This window comes from Mesorhizobium sp., from assembly GCF_004963255.1.
Lineage (GTDB): Bacteria > Pseudomonadota > Alphaproteobacteria > Rhizobiales > Rhizobiaceae > Mesorhizobium.
The window spans coordinates 553841-572314 of the sequence record NZ_SUGA01000001.1; the positions used below are offsets into that span (position 1 = coordinate 553841).

At 62.7% G+C, this 18474-nt stretch carries 25 protein-coding genes; 14 read left to right on the forward strand and 11 right to left on the reverse strand.

Features of this window, described 5'->3' with window-relative positions; genetic code table 11:
• Positions 1-205: 205 nt before the first annotated feature.
• Positions 206-469, forward strand: coding sequence for a hypothetical protein (locus E5X34_RS02520; protein ID WP_042647291.1), 264 nt, complete (start codon positions 206-208; stop codon positions 467-469).
• Between the two features lie 26 nt (positions 470-495).
• On the opposite strand, the gene E5X34_RS02525 is transcribed toward E5X34_RS02520, so the two are convergent.
• The 3 genes from E5X34_RS02525 to E5X34_RS02535 are packed head-to-tail and all read right to left on the reverse strand — an operon-like array spanning position 496 to position 2090.
• Entirely contained in the window at positions 496-708 is a 213-nt protein-coding gene (locus E5X34_RS02525) for a hypothetical protein (protein ID WP_126079168.1), read from the reverse strand.
• A 39-nt stretch (positions 709-747) separates the two neighbouring features.
• Positions 748-1347 carry a hypothetical protein gene (locus E5X34_RS02530; RefSeq protein ID WP_292560568.1) on the reverse strand — a complete coding sequence of 200 codons (600 nt, stop codon included), beginning with the start codon at positions 1345-1347 and terminating at the stop codon, positions 748-750.
• A 14-nt stretch (positions 1348-1361) separates the two neighbouring features.
• Positions 1362-2090: a DUF4142 domain-containing protein gene (locus E5X34_RS02535; protein WP_292560570.1), complete on the reverse strand. Its 729-nt coding sequence runs from the start codon at positions 2088-2090 to the stop codon at positions 1362-1364.
• Between the two features lie 406 nt (positions 2091-2496).
• On the opposite strand from E5X34_RS02535, the gene E5X34_RS02540 reads away from it, so the two are divergent.
• From E5X34_RS02540 to E5X34_RS02550, 3 genes are all read left to right on the forward strand, one after another.
• Positions 2497-2712 carry a hypothetical protein gene (locus tag E5X34_RS02540; RefSeq protein ID WP_292560573.1) on the forward strand — a complete coding sequence of 72 codons (216 nt, stop codon included), beginning with the start codon at positions 2497-2499 and terminating at the stop codon, positions 2710-2712.
• 12 nt (positions 2713-2724) lie between these two features.
• Positions 2725-3321: an isochorismatase family cysteine hydrolase gene (locus E5X34_RS02545; protein ID WP_292560576.1), complete on the forward strand. Its 597-nt coding sequence runs from the start codon at positions 2725-2727 to the stop codon at positions 3319-3321.
• Between the two features lie 396 nt (positions 3322-3717).
• A complete protein-coding gene (locus E5X34_RS02550; RefSeq protein WP_292560579.1) occupies positions 3718-4659 on the forward strand; it encodes a hypothetical protein in 942 nt (313 codons plus the stop codon).
• A gap of 177 nt (positions 4660-4836) precedes the next feature.
• Here E5X34_RS02550 and E5X34_RS02555 read toward each other — a convergent pair whose 3' ends face one another.
• Positions 4837-5925, reverse strand: a complete 1089-nt coding sequence (locus E5X34_RS02555) for an HWE histidine kinase domain-containing protein (protein WP_292560582.1) — start codon at positions 5923-5925, stop codon at positions 4837-4839.
• Positions 5925-6668 carry a Crp/Fnr family transcriptional regulator gene (locus tag E5X34_RS02560; RefSeq protein ID WP_126079162.1) on the reverse strand — a complete coding sequence of 248 codons (744 nt, stop codon included), beginning with the start codon at positions 6666-6668 and terminating at the stop codon, positions 5925-5927. The genes E5X34_RS02555 and E5X34_RS02560 overlap by 1 nt, the downstream gene beginning before the upstream one ends.
• 107 nt (positions 6669-6775) lie before the next feature.
• Here E5X34_RS02560 and E5X34_RS02565 point away from each other — a divergent pair, with 107 nt between their 5' ends.
• Positions 6776-7165, forward strand: coding sequence for a response regulator (locus E5X34_RS02565; RefSeq protein WP_127304872.1), 390 nt, complete (start codon positions 6776-6778; stop codon positions 7163-7165).
• A gap of 16 nt (positions 7166-7181) precedes the next feature.
• Here the strand turns inward: E5X34_RS02565 and E5X34_RS02570 are convergent, their stop codons facing one another.
• Positions 7182-7400: a hypothetical protein gene (locus E5X34_RS02570; protein ID WP_292560586.1), complete on the reverse strand. Its 219-nt coding sequence runs from the start codon at positions 7398-7400 to the stop codon at positions 7182-7184.
• A 365-nt stretch (positions 7401-7765) separates the two neighbouring features.
• Here E5X34_RS02570 and E5X34_RS02575 point away from each other — a divergent pair, with 365 nt between their 5' ends.
• Positions 7766-7981, forward strand: a complete 216-nt coding sequence (locus tag E5X34_RS02575) for a hypothetical protein (RefSeq protein WP_126062589.1) — start codon at positions 7766-7768, stop codon at positions 7979-7981.
• Between the two features lie 87 nt (positions 7982-8068).
• The gene (locus E5X34_RS02580) at positions 8069-8323 is read left to right on the forward strand and encodes a hypothetical protein (protein WP_292560589.1); all 255 of its coding nucleotides are present in this window, start codon (positions 8069-8071) and stop codon (positions 8321-8323) included.
• A gap of 2 nt (positions 8324-8325) precedes the next feature.
• Here E5X34_RS02580 and E5X34_RS02585 read toward each other — a convergent pair whose 3' ends face one another.
• Entirely contained in the window at positions 8326-8610 is a 285-nt protein-coding gene (locus E5X34_RS02585) for a DUF982 domain-containing protein (RefSeq protein ID WP_292560592.1), read from the reverse strand.
• A 316-nt stretch (positions 8611-8926) separates the two neighbouring features.
• On the opposite strand from E5X34_RS02585, the gene E5X34_RS02590 reads away from it, so the two are divergent.
• The 3 genes from E5X34_RS02590 to E5X34_RS02600 all read left to right on the forward strand — a co-directional run bounded on the left by E5X34_RS02590 (position 8927) and on the right by E5X34_RS02600 (position 10750).
• The gene (locus E5X34_RS02590; protein ID WP_189341621.1) at positions 8927-9088 is read left to right on the forward strand and encodes a hypothetical protein; all 162 of its coding nucleotides are present in this window, start codon (positions 8927-8929) and stop codon (positions 9086-9088) included.
• Between the two features lie 113 nt (positions 9089-9201).
• Positions 9202-10008, forward strand: coding sequence for a hypothetical protein (locus tag E5X34_RS02595; RefSeq protein WP_292560595.1), 807 nt, complete (start codon positions 9202-9204; stop codon positions 10006-10008).
• A complete protein-coding gene (locus tag E5X34_RS02600) occupies positions 10001-10750 on the forward strand; it encodes a metallophosphoesterase (RefSeq protein WP_292560598.1) in 750 nt (249 codons plus the stop codon). Before E5X34_RS02595 ends, E5X34_RS02600 begins: the two co-directional genes overlap by 8 nt.
• 3 nt (positions 10751-10753) lie before the next feature.
• Here E5X34_RS02600 and E5X34_RS02605 read toward each other — a convergent pair whose 3' ends face one another.
• Entirely contained in the window at positions 10754-11035 is a 282-nt protein-coding gene (locus E5X34_RS02605) for a hypothetical protein (RefSeq protein WP_292560601.1), read from the reverse strand.
• Positions 11036-11178: 143 nt separating this feature from the next.
• Here E5X34_RS02605 and E5X34_RS02610 point away from each other — a divergent pair, with 143 nt between their 5' ends.
• Entirely contained in the window at positions 11179-12390 is a 1212-nt protein-coding gene (locus E5X34_RS02610) for an FAD-binding oxidoreductase (RefSeq protein ID WP_292560604.1), read from the forward strand.
• Between the two features lie 31 nt (positions 12391-12421).
• Here the strand turns inward: E5X34_RS02610 and E5X34_RS02615 are convergent, their stop codons facing one another.
• The 3 genes from E5X34_RS02615 to E5X34_RS02625 are packed head-to-tail and all read right to left on the reverse strand — an operon-like array spanning position 12422 to position 14348.
• A complete protein-coding gene (locus E5X34_RS02615) occupies positions 12422-13432 on the reverse strand; it encodes an ATP-dependent DNA ligase (RefSeq protein WP_292560607.1) in 1011 nt (336 codons plus the stop codon).
• Positions 13426-13857, reverse strand: coding sequence for a GFA family protein (locus E5X34_RS02620; protein WP_292560610.1), 432 nt, complete (start codon positions 13855-13857; stop codon positions 13426-13428). Before E5X34_RS02620 ends, E5X34_RS02615 begins: the two co-directional genes overlap by 7 nt.
• Positions 13858-13904: 47 nt before the next feature.
• The gene (locus E5X34_RS02625; protein WP_292560613.1) at positions 13905-14348 is read right to left on the reverse strand and encodes a PPC domain-containing DNA-binding protein; all 444 of its coding nucleotides are present in this window, start codon (positions 14346-14348) and stop codon (positions 13905-13907) included.
• Between the two features lie 244 nt (positions 14349-14592).
• Between E5X34_RS02625 and E5X34_RS02630 the strand changes: the two genes are divergently transcribed.
• From E5X34_RS02630 to E5X34_RS02640, 3 genes are read left to right on the forward strand one after another with little or no spacing between them, the layout of a single operon-like run.
• A complete protein-coding gene (locus E5X34_RS02630) occupies positions 14593-15159 on the forward strand; it encodes a (2Fe-2S)-binding protein (RefSeq protein WP_292560615.1) in 567 nt (188 codons plus the stop codon).
• A gap of 1 nt (position 15160) precedes the next feature.
• Entirely contained in the window at positions 15161-16183 is a 1023-nt protein-coding gene (locus E5X34_RS02635; protein WP_292560618.1) for a xanthine dehydrogenase family protein subunit M, read from the forward strand.
• 2 nt (positions 16184-16185) lie between these two features.
• Entirely contained in the window at positions 16186-18465 is a 2280-nt protein-coding gene (locus E5X34_RS02640; RefSeq protein ID WP_292560621.1) for a xanthine dehydrogenase family protein molybdopterin-binding subunit, read from the forward strand.
• The last annotated feature ends 9 nt before the right edge of the window (positions 18466-18474 follow it).

Sequence of the window (18474 nt, forward strand, 5' to 3'; positions counted from 1 at the left end):
GCCGGTTCGAAAGAAGATCGCCCTCCCTCCAGCGATCCAGGGTCCCATCAAGACCTGACAAGGCCCGTTGCCGCATGCAGGCAGCGGGCCTTCTCTATCTGCCGATATTCGGTTGCGGCGGGCCTACAAAACCGGGCCCGACGGGAACAAGCGGATGCGTGCGGGGTTGCTTTCGAGAGAAGGGAACTGTCAGCAGGAGGCCGCAATGAGCGAGGCCATGACCACCTCAAATCACGAAGTGATCCGAGCTTGGATCGAGGCGCGCGAAGGCCGGCCTGCCGTTGTCGCGACGCCAGGGAAGGCTGCGACGCTGCGGGTCGATTTCGGCGCCGGCGACGAAGATCTGAGGCCGATCGAATGGGAGGATTTCTTCAAGGTGCTGGATGACAGCAACCTGGCGTTCGTTCACCAGGACATGACCGCTGAAGGCAGCACCAGCCGCTTCAACAAGTTCGTGCCGCGCGAGTAGCCATTCGGGAGCAAAGATTTCGACTGTCACTGAGCCCCCGGCATCTTGCTGGCGTCCTGTGGATTCTTCGTTATGCCGGCGGCTGGCGAGCTATCCTGCGGCGCATTCCCGCCCTGGTTTTGTTCGGGCGTGCGCTTCCATGGCGCCGAAGATGAGCCGCTGTCGACACGAATGAAGACCCAGTAGCATGCCAGCAGCACGATCAAGGTCAGTATGAGCGGCAAAACAACGCGTCTCATGCCGATTCCTTCCTGGCCTCTGTCGAGCGCGTGTCTGGCTCAGGCTCCCCGCCGTCGCGCCGCCTCGCGCTCGACATCGTCAGCCGAATAATCGCCGGCAGCCGGGTCGAATGCTGTCCACCCGTCCGCTTGGTATTCGCTGCGGCGGTCGGCGATGTTGACCGGCGCGGAGCTGCGGAGAACTTCCCGGGCTTCCGAGGCGAGGTCGTCCTCCACACGAGCCGTCACCAGCGCGCCGCCGCGGCGGACGCCTTCGGCATAGACATGCGCGTCCTGCTCCGGCACGCCGGCGTCGGTCAGGCTGCCGATGATACCGCCGGCCGCGCCGCCCACAATCGCCCCGGCGACGGCGCCCGCGGCTGTCGCCGCCAGCCAGCCGGCCGCGACCACCGGCCCGACGCCCGGTATCGCCATCGCGCCTAGGCCCGTTGCCAGGCCGCCGGCGCCACCCACGACCGCGCCGATACCGGCGCCGCTGGCGGCGTCCTCGGCTGCGGGGGATTGCGTGTTGCGGTACCAGCCGCGCACATTGTTGGCCATGATGCTGATGTCCGACGAAGGAACGCCGGTGGACTCCAGCGCGCCCACGGCGTCAGCGGCATCGTCATAGTCGTCGAACAGGGCGGTGATCGTTTGCACGTCGGTTCTCCTGTCTATTGTTGGCCGGCAAAAACGTTGCCCTGGTAATCGAGCGCGACGGAGGTGCCCTTGCCGTCCTTTGTCGCCTGGCCGCGCCAGATGCCCTGTTCGTCCTTGGCAAGGGCGGACACGTCCGCATAGCCGGCATCCTGGATGCGCGTCTTCGCCTGCGCTTCGGTGAAGCTGTTCGCGCCGGGGACCGGAGCGGGTGGTTTGGGCGTCGATGCCGATTTGACCGCCGGCGTGCTCGCGCTGGTGCCGGCGATCTTCTCGATCATGTCCTGATGCATCTTCAGCCTAGGCAGCGTCTCCGCCGCGAAAGATTTGAGGGCTGGATTGTCTCCATCCTTGGCGTAGGCCTGGAACAGGCCGACGGCGTCGGCATGCGCCTTACGCTGCATCTCGACGTAAGGCTGGTCCAGCGAAGCAGTCGTGCTCTGCAATCGTTCCAGATCGCTCTTATGAGCGGCATCGGATTGCGCCGGCACCTGCAGCTTCTGCTCGACGGCGATCTTCTGCAATTTGGCGTTCGCCGCGCCGTGATCGGTGATCATGCGCTTGGCAAAATCCTTGATCTGCTGATCCTTCGCATTGTCCTGCGCGATCTTGCTCGAATCCACTTCGAACATCCCGCCTATCGCAGCCTTGTTGACGAAGGTCTGCGCGTCGTCGGCCGCGAAGGCAGGAAGGGCAAGCATCAGCGCGGCGGTCGTCGATGGGATAAGGAATATCCGCATGCTCATGGGGCAAGGCTCCTTTGGTCTTGGTGGCACCGAACCACCGTTCCGGCCCTTTGTTCCCCAATGACCTCGTTTCCTTGGCCTGCAAAAAATCGTCCGGCCGTGGCTGGCGGATGTCGGTTGACTCTGCCTCCGGCGAGCTTGGAGAGCGGGGCGTCGGCTATCCTTCCTCCCTGGTCTCGCCCTTATCGATGAAGCCAACGATCGCAACAGACCTCGCGGCGAGGCGACTCATTCAAAGAATTTTCTTCTGCGGAGCGGCCGAAAACATCATTTGTTATTGTAACTTGCCAAATCGAGGCCGGTCAGCGCGAGTGCTTTTCGAAAAAACGTGGCAAGCGCCTGCTTTGATGGAACGGAGGACTTTAATCGGAGTTTAGCGGCAGACAACGCGATGGAGAAATCCAACATGGAATACACTGCCGAAAACCTTTGTCCTGAAATCGCCGAACGCGAACGGTGCGCGGCTATCGCCGAGGCGCAAGCGCGGGAATTCGAACGCATCAAGATGTATCCGGTCGCACGCGCGATGCGTGCCTTGGCCTGTCGCATAAAGGGGTCCAGCCTGACGCCGGGCTTCGACACGCGAACTGCTTCTCGCGATATCGAACGCGCCGCGATTTGAGGGTCACCAGCTTTGAGCGGGGTCTCACCGATTTCGGCGAAAGCCGTCCATATTTGCGTAGACATGCAGCAGATGTTCACGCCGCCGTGGCCATGGGCGGTCGATTGGCTGCCCGTGATCCTGCCACAAGTTCAGAGGCTGGTGCGCAAGCGACCGGAAGCCACGATCTTCACAAGGTTCATCCCCGCGCGAAATCCGGGCGAGGGCCACGGCCAATGGAAACAATATTATGAGCATTGGGCGGACATGACGATCGCAAGGGCCGGCAAGGAGGCGGTCGACCTTCTGCCCGAGCTTGCCGTCCATATCCCGCCGGCGCGCGTGTTCGACAAGCCGATCTATTCACCGTGGCTGAGCGGCGAACTGGCTGGTGTGCTTCAGTCCGAAGGCGTCGAGGAAGTCATCGTCAGCGGTGGTGAGGCCGATATGTGCGTTTTGGCGACCCTGCTCGGCTCCATCGATTTGGGCTACCGAACGATCCTCGCGGAGGACGCCATCTGCAGCGCGTCCGATGAGGCCTATGAGAACATCCTGAAGCTCTTCACCAAGCGGTACTCCCACCATGTCGAGGTCGCGCCGGTGGAGGCAATTCTGGAATGCTGGCGATAGCGGAGAGGCGGCGCCCCCGACCAGCGGACTGCTTTTCCTTCGGAACATCTCGCCACTTTCTTAGTTCGATCGGCGTCGGCGCGTTCCGCGTCCCGAATGCGCCGTCTTGGGCGTCAGGCGTCCTATCGAAAGGCTCCCCCGTTCACCCCTTTGCGGGCGAGCCTTCCATCGGTCCAAGATTTGCGGGCCGTGATGGCGTTTGCGTCAGGCCCTGAGTTTAACAGGATTGAAAGAAGTAGTTCAGGCGGAACGAAAGCGAGATCCGGGAATTAGGTACAAGCATTCGAACATTACTTGCAGGAGGACGAAATGGGACGAGGTATTCTGCTCTGGCTGCTTGGCGTTCCGATTCCGATCATCATCCTTTTGATGCTTTTCGCACGTTAGGAGCCGACGATGACCGACGCCTATTCGACAATGGACGAACCCGCAACGATTGAGACATCATCCTCCGCCGTCAACTGGGGACCAATCGTGGCCGGCGCTTTCGCGGCGGCCACTTTGACCGTCATCCTCATGCTTGTCGGTTCCGGACTCGGTTTGGCGATGATGTCGCCATGGGGTAGCCCTACCCTGATGACATTTGCGGTGTCGACCGCGGTCTGGCTGGTCATCGTGCAATGGCTGTCGTCTGCGCTGGGCGGCTACGTCGCAGGGCGGCTTCGCACCAAGTGGGTCAACGTGCACACCGACGAGGTGTATTTCCGCGACACCGCGCATGGATTCCTGGCCTGGGCCCTGGCTACGCTGCTCGTGGCCACGGTCCTCGGCTCGGCGGTCTCCGGAATCGCGGGGACGGGCGCCCAGGCGACGACTGGTTTGCTGAGCGGCGTGGCCGCCGGTGCGGCTTCGCAGGCTTCTTCGGCGCAAACTCCGTCCGCTAACGATCTCGCCGGCTATTTCGTGGACGCGCTCTTCCGGCCGGCCGGCAACGCGGCCGCGCCTACAGCGGCGGCAACGCCCCAAAACAACGCGGACGCCGCGGCACAGGCCGCACGCATACTGACAGTCAGCGCTGCGAACGGCGAAATGAGCGCGGATGACAAGGCGTATCTTGCTCAACTCGTGGCATCCCGCACGGGCCTTCCCCAGGCTGAGGCGCAGAAGCGGGTCGACGAGGTCCTGGCGCGTGCCGAGGACGCCAAGAACAAAGCCAAGGCAGCCGCCGATAAGACCCGCAAGGCGAGCGCCACCGCTGCACTGGTTGGCGCGCTGTCGCTGGTGATTGGCGCGTTCATCGCCGCGGTCGCGGCAGCGCTAGGCGGCAGGCAAAGAGACGAAGACGAGGCGGGCTATTTGCGCAGCGACTCCCGGACGGTTACGACCGCCGTCGGCTAAGCATGTCTCCCGAAAGTGGGAACCAGTTTCGGGATAAAGACATGCGTAAATCAAAAACCTAAGCGCATGGAGCGAATCTGAAAGATTGCGACGCGCTTTAGAAGTGGTTCGCCGCTTCACGGAACCGGCGAACTCACTCTATCTCTTTCTTTTGACGCAATTTCCAGCGGAAGCCGCTCACACTTTTCCTGAAATTGCTCTAATGGCGCGAAGCGGGACGGCAGCCGTGAAATTGAGACCGCTCGGAGCGAACCGCAACTCCACCGTCGCCCCGAGCTCGTAAGGCAAGGTCCGCTCGAGCACCTCGAATCCGAAGCCGCGCCGTTCGGTCTGTTTTAGATCGTCAACACCGCTCTCAGCCCATACGAAGCGAAGCAGATCTTCCTCCAAACGCCATTCGATGTCGATGCGGCCACTCCGGCTCGAGCTGGCAAGCGCCCCGTATTTCAACGCGTTCGTTGCCAGTTCGTGGATGGCCAAGCCCATCGTCTCGGCAGCCTTGGGGGCGAGCGTCAAAGGCGGCCCCTCGATCGTCAGGTTATCGCCCTCCCGCCCGCCGGCGGCGCGCAATTCCTCGGCGACGATCGATGCCAGGTTGATCTCGATCGACGGACGGCGTGTGATCGCCGCCTGCACGCGGGCGAAGGCGTTGATGCGACCCTCCAGGTGAGCCGCGGCTTCGTCCAGGGATTCGCTTTTCTCCATCGTACGCCGCACGATGGAGCGGATCACGGCCAGCGTGTTGCGCATATGATGCTGCAATTCCGCGAAGCGAGCCTGCTGCTGTTCCTCGGCTTCTTTCTGGCGCGTGATGTCCTGGCCCACGCCACCGATATGGGCAACCTTTCCCGCCTCATCACGCATCGGAAAGCCGGAATCGCGCAGCCAGCGCATCTCGCTGTCGGCCGGCCGGCAGATTCGGTATTCGAAGGTTGCGCGTTCGCCGTCGCGTATGCGCGCGATCTGGCCCAGCACATGCTCGCGATCCTCGGGTACGATAAGGCCGATCCAGGTGGCGAAGTTGTCGCCGGCCAGGGCCTGTTCACGACTCATCCCGTAAATCGCCTCGAAGACAGGCGTCAGGTATTCCCACTGCAGCGTGTCGGCATTGCGGGCCCAGAGCACGTCCGAGGTGGCTTCGGCGAAATCCCGCAGGGTCTCGTCGCTCTCACGCAGCCGGGCTTCGGCACGCGCATGCCCGCGCAAGGCCGTCTTGACATCTGCCAGACCGGGTTCAAGCGGCTTGTTGGGCGGGCCCTTGGACATCACTCCTCGTTGGCATCGAGATGCCTGCCCTCGCGATCGAGATGCAGATAATTGGGATTGAACAGCGCGACATCCTGCAGTGCCTGGAGGTTGGGAATGGTCAGCGTCCTGTCCTTCAGCACGATGAGATTCGAGGCGCGCAGCTCCTGCAGCGTGCGATTGACGTGAACCGTCGACATGCCCAGCGTCTCGCCCAGTTCCGTCTGCGTCAACGGGAATTCGCAACTGCTGTCGCTTGTGCAGCCGGCGGCCTCCAGCCGGATGAACAGCTCGCACAACAGATGCGCCATCCGCTCGAGCGCATCGCGCTGGCCGAGGTTGACCGTCCACTCGCGCTGGATCGCCGCCGCGACCAGCGATTCCCACCACAGAGCCTGAGTGATGCGCGGATGTCCGATCATCATCTCGTCGAAGGCGGCGCGCGAAATCTCCGAGACCGCGACTGGCGTGATGGCGCCGATCGAGTGGTCCATTTCTTTCAGGATGAAGACGTTGAGGTCGCAGAGATCGCCGGGGAGGAAGAAAGCAATGATTTGCCGCCGCCCGTCCTCGAGGGTCTTATAGCGGCAGGCCCAGCCCTCGTTGATCAGGTTGATGAACTCAGGTTTCTCGCCTTCGTGGATGATGTCTTCGCGCGCGGCGAAGCGTCGGACGCGTTGCGCCGCAATTCTGACCAGCATCTCCTTGTCGGCCTGCGAAAGCCGCGTGAATTTCTCAAGCTTGCGGATCAGAGGTCGCCTCATCCCAGTCCTCTTTCCCGTGATACACACAATGATGCGGCGGCGACCTTACCTATGTTAATGTCGGACCGCGTAAGACGGTCCAAATGACTCCCCGCGGGAGGCTTGCCATGAACGAGAAATTCGCCGGCGCTCGTGTTCTGGTCATGGAAGACGAGTATTTTCTGGCTGAGGATATCACAAAAGCCCTCTTGGGGCTCGGGCTGACGGTCATCGGTCCCTTCGCGACCCGTGACAAGGCCTTGAATTCCCTTGACCTGGATTGCGTCGACGCCGCCATACTTGATCTCGATCTGGCCGGTGGCATCGACTTTGCCGTGGCGGACGCGCTGCTGGAAAGGCGGCTTCCGTTTGTGTTCGCCACCGGCTATGATGCCGCTGCCATCCCCCCACGCTTTGCTGAGATTCGCAGGTTCGAAAAACCTTGCGACGCAACGGAATTGGCGCGCCACATTGTGGACATGACGCGCGAGTCGCTGCCGATCCCTTGCGATCGATAATGGGTTTGGTGCTGGACTAGATGGCCGTCAAATCGAAGCTCACGACATGACTATGCCTGACGGCCGATCGCGCGATCATGTTGCTCAATTGCGGCCTCTCGACGGAGCAATCCGGCATGACGGTCAAGATGGCCCTCGTGGCCGCGGCGACCGACACCGGCGTGTGCTGCGAGGAACGCGTTTCCATGTAGTGTTCGATAAGCTCGTTCAGCCGCACAGGATGATATTTGATCACGCCGCAACCTCCCGCGCTTTTGTGATGTTTGCATTTGGTAATTGCGCCCTGCCTCGGGCCAAGCATTAACCCATGCGAGGGAGGCGAAAATTCTTTGGAAGCTTGGGCGCGGTCAAGAATCCGATCCCAAAAAGGGCCCGCCTCGCCTGGGGGTAGAGTTAGGCGGGCCCTCCGGCTCTCTTCGGTTGCCACCGTCTTGTAAGCCAGGGCCGAAATTTATCCGAGCCCGGAAAGAGTCGCTTTAACCTGCGTTATTGTCGGGGGCCTGAGCCGGGCGCAGATATGTTCAGCGTCACCCGGCGGACCCGGTTGAGTGGCGCCCGGGGTCGCCCGCGAGGCGCTCAGCCAAGCAACTAGAGAACAAAATGGTCTCCGCTGCCAATGGCTATGACTTTTCCGACATCAAGGCTGTTGCGCGCGAGCTGGTGCAGTCCGATCCGTCCGTGTCGATAGAGGACATAGTCCGCTCGCTTTACGAAGATCTCTACGAAGGCCAACCCTGCCCGCCGGCGTTGATTGAAGCCGTCAAGCAAGCGTTGCAGCACCCGGCGAGCGGGCAGACAGGCGCGGGTGGTACCTGATGTGCGCCGCTCTTATCCGCTTCGAGCTGCATCGGCCGCTGAGAGTTGTCATGGCAGTGCTGGAGCGGTTTGTCGGCTGAAGGGAACATGCGGCTTCCCACGGTGTTCGGCATCATGGATGATCTGCGCTCGCATCGCATCCAGCTCGACCTGGAACATCTTCTCCAAACCCGCCGACGCGCGAAGCGTCTGATCGGCGAAACCGGTTCGGCTATCGCCAGAAGTCGGATTGTGCTGCAGCAGTCCCGACAGTTGCTGGCCAAGATCGGGCGGGACAGAAGCCTTGATCCACCTTGGCAAAATGCTCAAGGCACCCGGCGAGAAGCGCGCAGCCAGAAATAGCGTCAGGCTTGGTCGCCCAGGAAAATCCTGGCGTCCTTTGCGGCGTCTACGAAAGCCTGGCGCGCCACGCGTGGGGGCTTCTCGTCCCGCAGCACCGCAAGGCACGCCCTGATGGCGTGATGCCGGGCGCGGGAGTTGGGCTTCGGCCAGGTATGCAGAAGGACGTCGGCCGCATCCAGCACAGTGATCACCACCCGATCACGATCGATCCGGCCGGGCTGCACGATAACCGGTTTGCGAAAACGTTTGCTGCGTCTTGAGCGCATGATCGCTTTACCGCTGACCATTCGCCCAAAGAGAAGCGCTCGATCCCCGCCGCCATCAACAACCTATGTTAAGGCGGCGGCGCAATCATCGTGCAACATGGGTTGGCCTTTGTCCCTCACTTAGGCCAGGCCCGGCCTGCAATCCTGTGTCACGGACGAAAACGCAGGTCGGGCTTCATCCGCACGGGTCATGGCGAGCTGCCAGCGTGTTCAAGCCACCAACGACTGATGTGCGGTCTCCGTTCCGACAGCGGAACATTTGATCCTTTCACCGGTTAGCGCACCACCGGCGCCTCTGCTTGCGGGAGAACAGCCTTCAACCCAGGAAGGAAGATCAATGTCAGGCACCGACTTGTGGTTCATCGTCGTCGCGGGCGGTCCCCTTATTCTCATGCTCGTGATCGTCTACGTTCTCCTTACCCGCCGCCGCCGCGGACCGGCAGAGCGGCGCGAGAGCGACCGGGCAACCCAGCGTCTGTACCGGGACGAAGGCGACTAGCGCCTCTGTCCTGGCGAAGCTCGTCAAAGCGTGACATCAAGCGCGGAACAACGCCGGTCTGCCGCTGTTTACCGAAACATGGGAATGAAGATCGAAAGCCGGAGCAACGGTTGATGGCCAATGACGAGTTGCCGGGAGTGCTGGCGACGCTGCCGGTTATCGATGCAAAGGCGGAGCCGACGCTGAAGAGCGCGGAGGCGGAAGCATTCTACACGCATGCAATCCGCGAACTTGCCGCCACCGACATTCCGTTTCTGGTTGCCGGGACCTATGCCGTCAGCGCCTATACCGGCGTCGTGCGCCAGACCAAGGATCTCGACATCTTCTGCAAACCCGGCGATTGCCCACGCATCCTCACCCATTTCAAGGATATCGGCTACGCCGTCGAGATCGAGGACGATCGCTGGCTGGGCAAGGTCTTCGAAGGCCCGCATTTCTTCGACGTGATCTTTGCTTCCGCCAACGGGACAATGCAGGTCGAGGACCAGTGGCTGGAGCATGCCCGCCAGGTCGAGCTGCTGGGCAGCCGCGTCAGGATCATCGGCCCGACCGAGCTTATCTGGTCGAAATGCTTCATCCAGGACAGGGGCCGGCATGACGGCGCCGACATCGCCCATACCATCCTCAAGGCGCATGAGCAGATCGACTGGCAAAGATTGCTGTCCTATCTCGACACCCACTGGGAGGTGCTCTTGATCCAGCTGCTGAATTTCAGATGGATCTATCCCAGCGAGCGCGACCACATCCCCGACTGGCTGCTCGACAATCTGCTCGGCCGGCTCGCCAGGCAGCGGCAACTGCCTTCGCCGCGGATGAAGATCTGCCGCGGCCGGCTTTTGTCGCAGGTCGACTACGAGATCGACGTCAAGGAATGGGGCTTCGCCGGCGTCGGCGGCGTTGGAGAATTCCGCGATGGCTGAACAAAGCAGGACAGGCCGCAAAGCGAGCGGCAACGGCAAGGTCAAGATTGCCGCCATGGGCGATCTGCATGTTCAGGAAGATGCGCAGACGTCCTACCGCGACCTGTTCGGCGAGGTTTCCCGAGAAGCAGACGTCCTGGTGCTCACCGGCGATCTCACCAATCTCGGCAAGCCGAAGGAGGCCGAGCTCCTCGCGGAGGATTTGCGCGCCTGCTCCATTCCCGTGGTAGCGGTGCTCGGCAACCACGATTACGAATCCGGCTGCGTCGACCAGATCGCGGCGACGCTCCGGCAGGCCGGTGTCTATCTCCTCGATGGGCAAGCGACGGAGCTGATGGAAGTCGGCTTTGTCGGCGTTAAAGGTTTTGTCGGCGGCTTCGGCCCGAGGATGCTTGGCTCTTTCGGCGAGCCGGCGATCAAGGCCATGGTGGCCGAGAGCGTCAACGAGGCGATGCGGCTCGAGAACGCCATGCGGCAGGTCCGCGCCAAGCGCACGCTGGTGGTGCTTCACTATGCGCCGATCGCGGAGACGGTCGCCGGCGAGCCGCCGGAAATCTTTCCGTTCCTCGGATCGTCGCGGCTTGCCGAAACGATCGACCGGTTCAAGGTGAGCGCGGTCGTGCACGGCCATGCCCACCGTGGCACTTTCGAGGGCCAGACTCCCGGCGGCGCCAAAGTCTACAACGTCGCCATGCACATCACGAAGCCGACGGGCCGGCCCTACGCGCTGCTCGAAATCTGAACGTCAGACCTCGTCGAACCGGCTGCCTTCCTTGGAAGGGTCCTTCGACAGGACGCGTTCTTCTTCGTGATCAGGCAAGGCTTCATCGCTGTCTTGGAAGGGGTTGTCGTCATCCTCTTCCGGAAGGTCGCCTTCCGCTTCGGCATCGTCCTGCGGATCACCGTTCACCGCGACGCTGTCAGGCAGGATCCTGCTGCCCTCCAGAGCGTCCCAGTCCTGCTGCTCGATGGTCGGCGCTTCGGTTTCGTCGGCCTTTGCAGGCCGCTGTTTGTCGCGCGGGTCCATGACGTTCTCCATTTCTGAGCTTCAAGTGAAGAACCTCTCGCCGAAACAGTTGTTCCGCTTCATATCCAAGCACGGATGGTTGGCGCGGCTGCCCGGGAACAGCACTGCGCCTTGTGACTTATCGTGCCGAACCGGGAACTTTCATGCCTCGCCAGCTCGATCTCAGAAGCGGCACGCCTGTCTGGTCTGCCTATCGCTCGCCCGCGGTGCCGGCGGAACGCCTGACCCGAGATGCAAAGACCGACGTCCTGATCGTCGGCATGGGTATCAGCGGCGCAATGATGGCCGAAGCTTTGACCCGCGACGGCCACGCCGTTATTTGCATCGACAGGCGTGGGCCGTTGCAGGGCTCGACGGCCGCGACGACGGCGCTCGTCGAGTTCGAGATCGATCAACCGCTGACAAGGCTGTCCAGGATGATTGGAGGCGATGCCGCGCGGCAGGCCTGGATTCGCTCGCGGCTGTCGCTGCTCAACCTGCGCGGACGCATCGCGGAACTCGATATCCGCTGCCGGTCGGCCGAGACGCCGTCACTCTATTTGGCCGGCAATCGGCTCGATGCACCGGAGCTGCGCAGCGAGGCCGAAGCGCGTCGCGAGGCAGGCATTGGAGCGTCCTTCCTGCCACGCAAGAAGCTGAGAGACGATTTCGGGATAGAGCGCGCCGCAGCGATTCTGAGCCATGGCAATCTGGCGCTCGATCCACGCAAACTGACGTCCGGACTGCTGATGAGGGCGCTGCACCGCAAAGCGCGGTTCTATGCGCCGGCGGAAGTGACGGCGATCGAAGATACCCGCCTCGGCGTGATGGTGGCGACGCGCCAGGGTCCGAGGATCCATGCTCGCCATCTTGTGCTCGCGACCGGCTACGAACTGCTCGATATCGTGCCGAAGATACGCCATCGCATCATCTCGACATGGGCGATTGCCACCCGGCCGCAGCCGGAGAAGATCTGGCCGCTCGCCGCCCTGATCTGGGAAGCTTCGGACCCTTATCTCTATCTCAGGGCGACATCCGATGGTCGCGTGATCTGCGGCGGCGAAGACGAGGAGTTCACCGACGAGGAACGGCGCGACGCCCTGATCGCGCAAAAGACGGACCGACTTGAGGAGAAACTCGGCAAAATCTTCCCGCGACTCGACGCGGCTGCGGAATTCGCCTGGACCGGCTCGTTCGGAGCCACCGATACCGGACTTCCGATTATCGGTAGTGTGCCCGGCCACCCGCGCGTTCATGCGGTGATGGGCTACGGTGGAAACGGAATCACGTTTTCACAGATCGCGTCCGAGATTGTCTCGGCTTCCATCGCCGGCAAGGAGGATGCGGATGCAAGCCTCTTCGCGTTCAAGAGATGATCGGCAATGCTATCTCCGATAGAGTAGAAGGCTACGCGATCTGCTCGAACGTGCACTGCCGCGGCGCCTTGTCCGGCCGCCAGCGCAGCAACCTTGTGCCATGCCGGAAGCGTTCACCGGTGACATGGTCGAAACGAACCTCGACGACCAGGTCCGGCTTCACCGGCTCCCATTCACCGCTGCGCTCCGTGCTCCAGCGGCTCGGACCGCCCGGCGCCTTGCCGGTGAAGCCCGGCCCTCCACGCAAGGCCTCGAGCTTCGCCGTGAGCGCCGCGCGGTCTTCATTGGCGATGGTTGATGTGAAGCCGACATGATCGAGCTGCCCATTGTCGTTGTAGAGGCCGAGCAGAAGCGATCCGACCTGCCGTTTGCCGTTCAGATACCGGAAGCCGCCGACCACGCAGTCGGCGGTGCGCAGCCGCTTGACCTTGACCATCGCGCGCTCGCCCGGCCGATATGGCTCGTCGAGCATCTTGGCGACGACACCATCGGTCGAACCGCCGGCGCCTTGCAGCCAATGCCTGGCGGTGGCGACATCGGTGGTAGATCGCGACAGCTGGAGGCCGGGAGTGGCCGCCTTGGACAGAAAGGCCTCCAAAGCCTCGCGCCGGGCCCGCAGGGGTCGTTCGAGCATGATCTTGCCTCCCGGGGCGACCAGCATGTCGAACAGGATCAGCCGCGCCGGCGTCTCGATGCTGAGCTTGCGGATACGGCTCTCCGCGGGGTGCAGCCGCATCTGCAGCGCATCGAAGGAAGCGCGACCGTCGATCTCGATGACGATCTCGCCGTCGACGACGAAATCCTCCGCATCGACGCTCTGCATCATCGCCATCAATTCGGGAAAGTAACGGCCAAGCGGCTTTCCGGATTTCGCCCTGAGATCGACGGCCTTGCCGTCCTTGAAGGCAAGGCAGCGGAAGCCATCCCATTTCGGCTCGTATTGCCAAGAACCATTTCCCTCGGGCAAGGCTTCCGCCGTTCGCGCTTCCATCGGCGGCGTTTCCAATGGCAACGGCAAGTCGCTGCGGGGCGCCGCTACCATCGTTCTTCCGTGTCGTGGTGCGGCAAGTCGATGCCGCAGCAGACCCAGCCGAGCCGTTGCGAGGAACCGTAATTGTGACGCGGCTCAAGCCCGGACGGATCGTCAAAGGTCCCGATATGCATCGCGACCTCGTAAGGGTTCGCGTCGTAGGCAAGGGTAAGCGGCGTACCGCAGGACTGGCAGAAGCTTCTGCGGGCGATCGGCGAGGAGCGGCGGTAGGCTGGTTCCATGGTCAGCCACGAGAGGCCGGCGACAGGCGCCCAGCCAAGCACGGCGAAGGCGCTTCCGGTCGTGCGCCGGCACATATCGCAATGGCAGTAATGCACGCGCGGCTCCCCCGTCAGGCGGTAGCGGATATTGCCGCACAGGCATCCGCCATATCGCTCGAAGGCTGCGTTTCGCGTAGAGACGTCCGCATGTTCCATCAAGCTTGAACGCTCGATCGAAGATGCGGTTTCGGGAGTGCGAGATTTTACGCGTCGAGATCGATCAGGGCGATGCCGAGGCCCGGTCGTTTCGTGCGCCGCAAATGGACGGGCGATTCCGTCACCGTGACTTCGAGGGTCGGCTTCACCACGCCTTCCAGCAGGTGCCCACCGCGGGTGGATCCGTCGCTCAGGCCCAGCACCGCATGCAGATGCAGACTTGGCTTGCCGCTGTCGTCGACGGCGATGTCGCCGATGGCGCTCAGCACCTCACACTGCTCGTCGACCGGTAGCTTGCGGTAGGATTTCGAGCCGAAATCGAACCAGCCGACCGTTGCTCTTTCGAAAGCGCCGATTGCCGTCAGCGAGGCGCCGGCAATTCCCTTCTGCCCCGCGAAAGCGGTGAGGGAGGCGAAGGCTTCCTCGCCCGGATCGAGCACGACCACGAATATTCGTTGTCCAGAGGTTTCAGTGACCAGCTTCGATTTCATGATGCCCTACTGACGGAGAGATGGACTGGCACAGAACGCCTCGCCACGCCGCATGTTCCCGGCGAAGCCTCGCGGCACTCCGATTGAGCAGGAGCCTCACAGTTTGGTGAAGTGTCGCGGTTCTGCGTTCAGCGCCGGAACAATGGAACCATCGAAAAGTTAGCGCACAAGACCAGCCAGCCAGGAGCGAGCCATGTCCCAGCCTTCAGTCGCATCAAACAACGGGTTCAGTCGAAGAAGGTTCATGGCAGGTACTGTTTCGGCGGCGGCAGCACCGTTGCTAGCATCGACCGCGCAGGCTGAGGCGCCAGTCATCCCCCAAACAAAATTGAGGCAGCCGGTCGTAACGTCGCTCAGGATCAACGAGCAGCCCTATGAACTTTCGCTCGACACCCGAACCAGCCTGCTCGACGCCCTCCGCGACCACGCCGGCCTGACCGGCACCAAAAAGGGCTGCGACCACGGCCAGTGCGGCGCCTGCACGGTGCTGGTCGACGGCAAGCGGGTGCTGTCTTGCCTGAGCTTCGCCGTGATGAACGATGGCAAGGACATCACGACGGTCGAAGGGCTCGCCTCCAGCGACGGCAAGCTGCATCCGATGCAGCAGGCCTTCATCGACCAAGATGCCTTCCAGTGCGGCTATTGCACGCCGGGCCAGATCCTGTCGGCGATCGGTTGCGTCAATGAAGGTCACGCCGAATCCGAGAATGACATCCGCGAATATATGAGCGGCAATATCTGCCGCTGCGCCGCCTATCCCAACATCGTCGCCGCCATCCTGCAGGCGCGCGACGAGACGAAGGGAGCCTGACATGCGTCCGTTCGTCTATGAACAGCCTGCCGACATCTCCGCGGCGGTCGCGATCGCGTCCCGGTTCACGACCAGCGACGATCAACCCACGCGAGCAAATGCGCAGTTCATCGCGGGGGGTACCAACCTTGCCGACTACATGAAGCTCGGGGTGGCGGAACCCAACCGCCTGCTTGATCTCAACCGGCTCAAGGAGTCTGGACTGAGGCAAATCCGGGTGACCGATGACGGCATCCGCTTCGGCGCCTTGGTGCGTATGGGCGAGGCTGCGGATCACCGCGAGGTCAAGGAGCGCTATCCCGTCATTGCCGACAGTTTGCGTTTGGCGGCAAGCGGCCAGATCCGCAACATGGCAAGCCTGGCTGGAAACATCCTGCAACGCACGCGCTGCGAATATTTTCGCGAGACGTCTTGGCAGTGCAATAAGCGTGTGCCCGGCTCCGGCTGCGCGGCGATGGAAGGCTTCAACCGGCAGCATGCGGTTCTGGGGGACAGCGATGCATGCATCGCCACTTACCATGGCGATTTCGCCCAGGCGTTGATAGCGCTCGATGCTGTCGTCCATGCCGAAGGCTCGCGCGGCGCACGAAAGATCCCGTTCGCCAAGCTGCATCGGCAGCCCGGCGACACACCACATATCGAGACCGATCTCGCCGCCGACGAGATCATCACTGCGATCGAAGTGCCCGCCATGCCGTGGGCCCGACGCTCGCTTTACCTGAAGATCCGCGACCGCGAATCCTATGCCTTTGCGCTGGCTTCGGCGGCCGTCGCGCTCGACCTGGACGGCGAGACCGTGCGCGAGGCACGCATTGCGCTCGGCGGTGTGGCGACCGTGCCCTGGCGTGCCGGCGCGGCCGAACAAAGCCTGCAAGGCAAGAAGCTCGACGAGACATCGGCAGAAGCGGCGGCCGACGCCGCCTTCGCCCAAGCCCAACCGCGCCAGCACAACGCATTCAAAATCGAGCTTGGAAAACGAACGCTGGTGCGGGCACTGCTTGAAACCCGAGACATGAAGGTGTGACCATGGACGCTGCCGCTCCCAGACCCAAGGAGAACATGGGCGAACCGCTGCCGCGCGTCGATGCACGGTTGAAAGTCACTGGACAAGCCCACTACCCCGCCGATCTGCCCACCGCCAACATTGCTTATGGCGCGCTGGCCACCAGCAGCATTGCCAAGGGCAAGGTGACGAAGCTTCGTCTCGACGACGTCCGCGCGGTGCCCGGCCTGCTCGACATCGTCACCTATGGCGACATGGACAAGGTCGACAAACCGAAATTCGGCAATTCCGGCGCAACTTCTATCGGACCGCTGCACGACAGGAGGATCTTCCATGACGGCCAGATCGTCGCGCTCGCGGTTGCCGAGACATTCGAGGCGGCTGAAGAAGCGGCGCGGCTGATCCGCGCCGAGTACGAGGAAGAGAAGCCGACTGCGACTTTCGACAGCCCGGGGACGGCTACCATTCCTGCCGCCGGAAAGAGCCCTCTGTTCAAGGAAGATGTGAAGGCAGGCGACTTCGATGCGGCCTATGCCGATGCCGCGGTCAAGATCGACCAGCGCTATTCGACACCCACGCAGCATCACAACCCGATCGAGCTGTTTTCAACGACGGCCTTCTGGGAAGGCGACCAGCTGACGGTTCACGAGCCGTCGCAGAATGTGACCGGCTGGAAGGTCGAGCTGGCCAGGCAGTTGAAGATCGACCCTGCGAAGGTGCGCATCGTCAGCCCGTTCATCGGCGGGGCCTTCGGCTCGAAGGGGCCGATGACACCACGCACGGCAATCGTCGCGGTGGCCGCCAAGCGCCTCGGACGTCCGGTGCGCTGCGTGACCAGCCGCATGCAGGCATTCGGCACGCAGACCTATCGGGCCGAAACCCGGCACCGCATCCGCATCGGCGCCGGCAAGGACGGCCGTATCTCCGCCTTCGCGCATGAAGGCTGGGAGGTGACGTCGCGCCCGGACGCCTATGTCGTCGGCGGCACTTCGGCCACCGGCCGCATGTATGATTATGGCTCTGTGCTGACCCATGTCTCGCTGGTGCAGACGGACCGCAACACGCCGGGCTACATGCGCTCACCGCCCGAGACGCCTTATGTCTATGCGCTTGAAAACGCCATGGACGAGATGGCTGTTGCGCTGGGCATGGATCCTGTCGAATTCCGCCGGATCAACGAGCCCAAGGTGGAGCCGATCGGCAAGAAGCCGTTCTCCAGCCGCTCGCTGATCCAGTGCTACGACCAGGCGGCGGAAGCTTTTGGCTGGGCCGACCGCGATCCGAAGGTCGGCGCGATGCGCGACGGCGACTGGCTGGTGGGCATGGGGTGCGCAACGGCGATTTATCCAACGGCCGTCGCGCCATGCGCGGCGCGCGTGCGCCTGACGGTCGATGGCGATGTGCGGCTGCAATGCGGTTCGCACGAGATCGGCACAGGCGTTCGCACGGTGGCCGGCCAGATGGCGTCGGAGCGTCTCGGCGTGAGCATCGACAAGATCAGCGTCGAAATGGGCGACAGCAGCCTGCCTCCGGCTCCGGTCTCGGGCGGGTCGATCTCCACGGCAAGTGTTTGCTCGGCGGTGCTCATGGCCTGCGACGCTATCCGAACCAAGCTCTACGCCGCAGCGACCGCGGAAGGCGGTCCGCTGGTCGGGTCCCATAATGAGGAACTCGAGCTTGCCGGCGGCAAGATCGTGGCGAAGAGCGGCGCGTCGGCCAAGGTCGGGGATGTCCTGAAAGCCATGCAGGTCGGCGCGATCGAGGAATATGCCGAGTTCGCTCCCAAGAACGCGACGCCGGAGGCGCTGAAGAAACTCTATGCCGGAACGCCGGAGTTTCATGGCGCCGACCAGGACGAGGATTCCGTGAAATACGCCTTCGGCGCCGAGTTCGTCGAAGTCCGCATCAACCGCTTTACCAGGGAAATCCGCGTGCCGCGCATTGTCGGCGCCTTTGCCGCCGGCCGCATCATGAACACCCGCACGGCGCGCAGCCAGCTGATGGGCGGCATGATCTGGGGCATCGGTCAGGCCTTGCATGAGGCGACCGAGGTCGACAGGCGGTACGCGCGCTATGTGAATCGAGACCTGCAAGACTACCTTGTGCCCGTCAATGCCGACATCAAGGACCTGCAGGTGATCCTGGTGCCGGAGGTCGACCATGCGGTCAATCCCGCCGGCGCGAAGGGCCTCGGCGAGCTCGGCAATGTCGGCACGGCCGCTGCCGTCGCCAGTGCGGTCTACCACGCCACCGGCAAGCGTATCCGCGACCTGCCAATCAGGATCGAGCAGTTGCTCGTTTGAGCGTGAGCC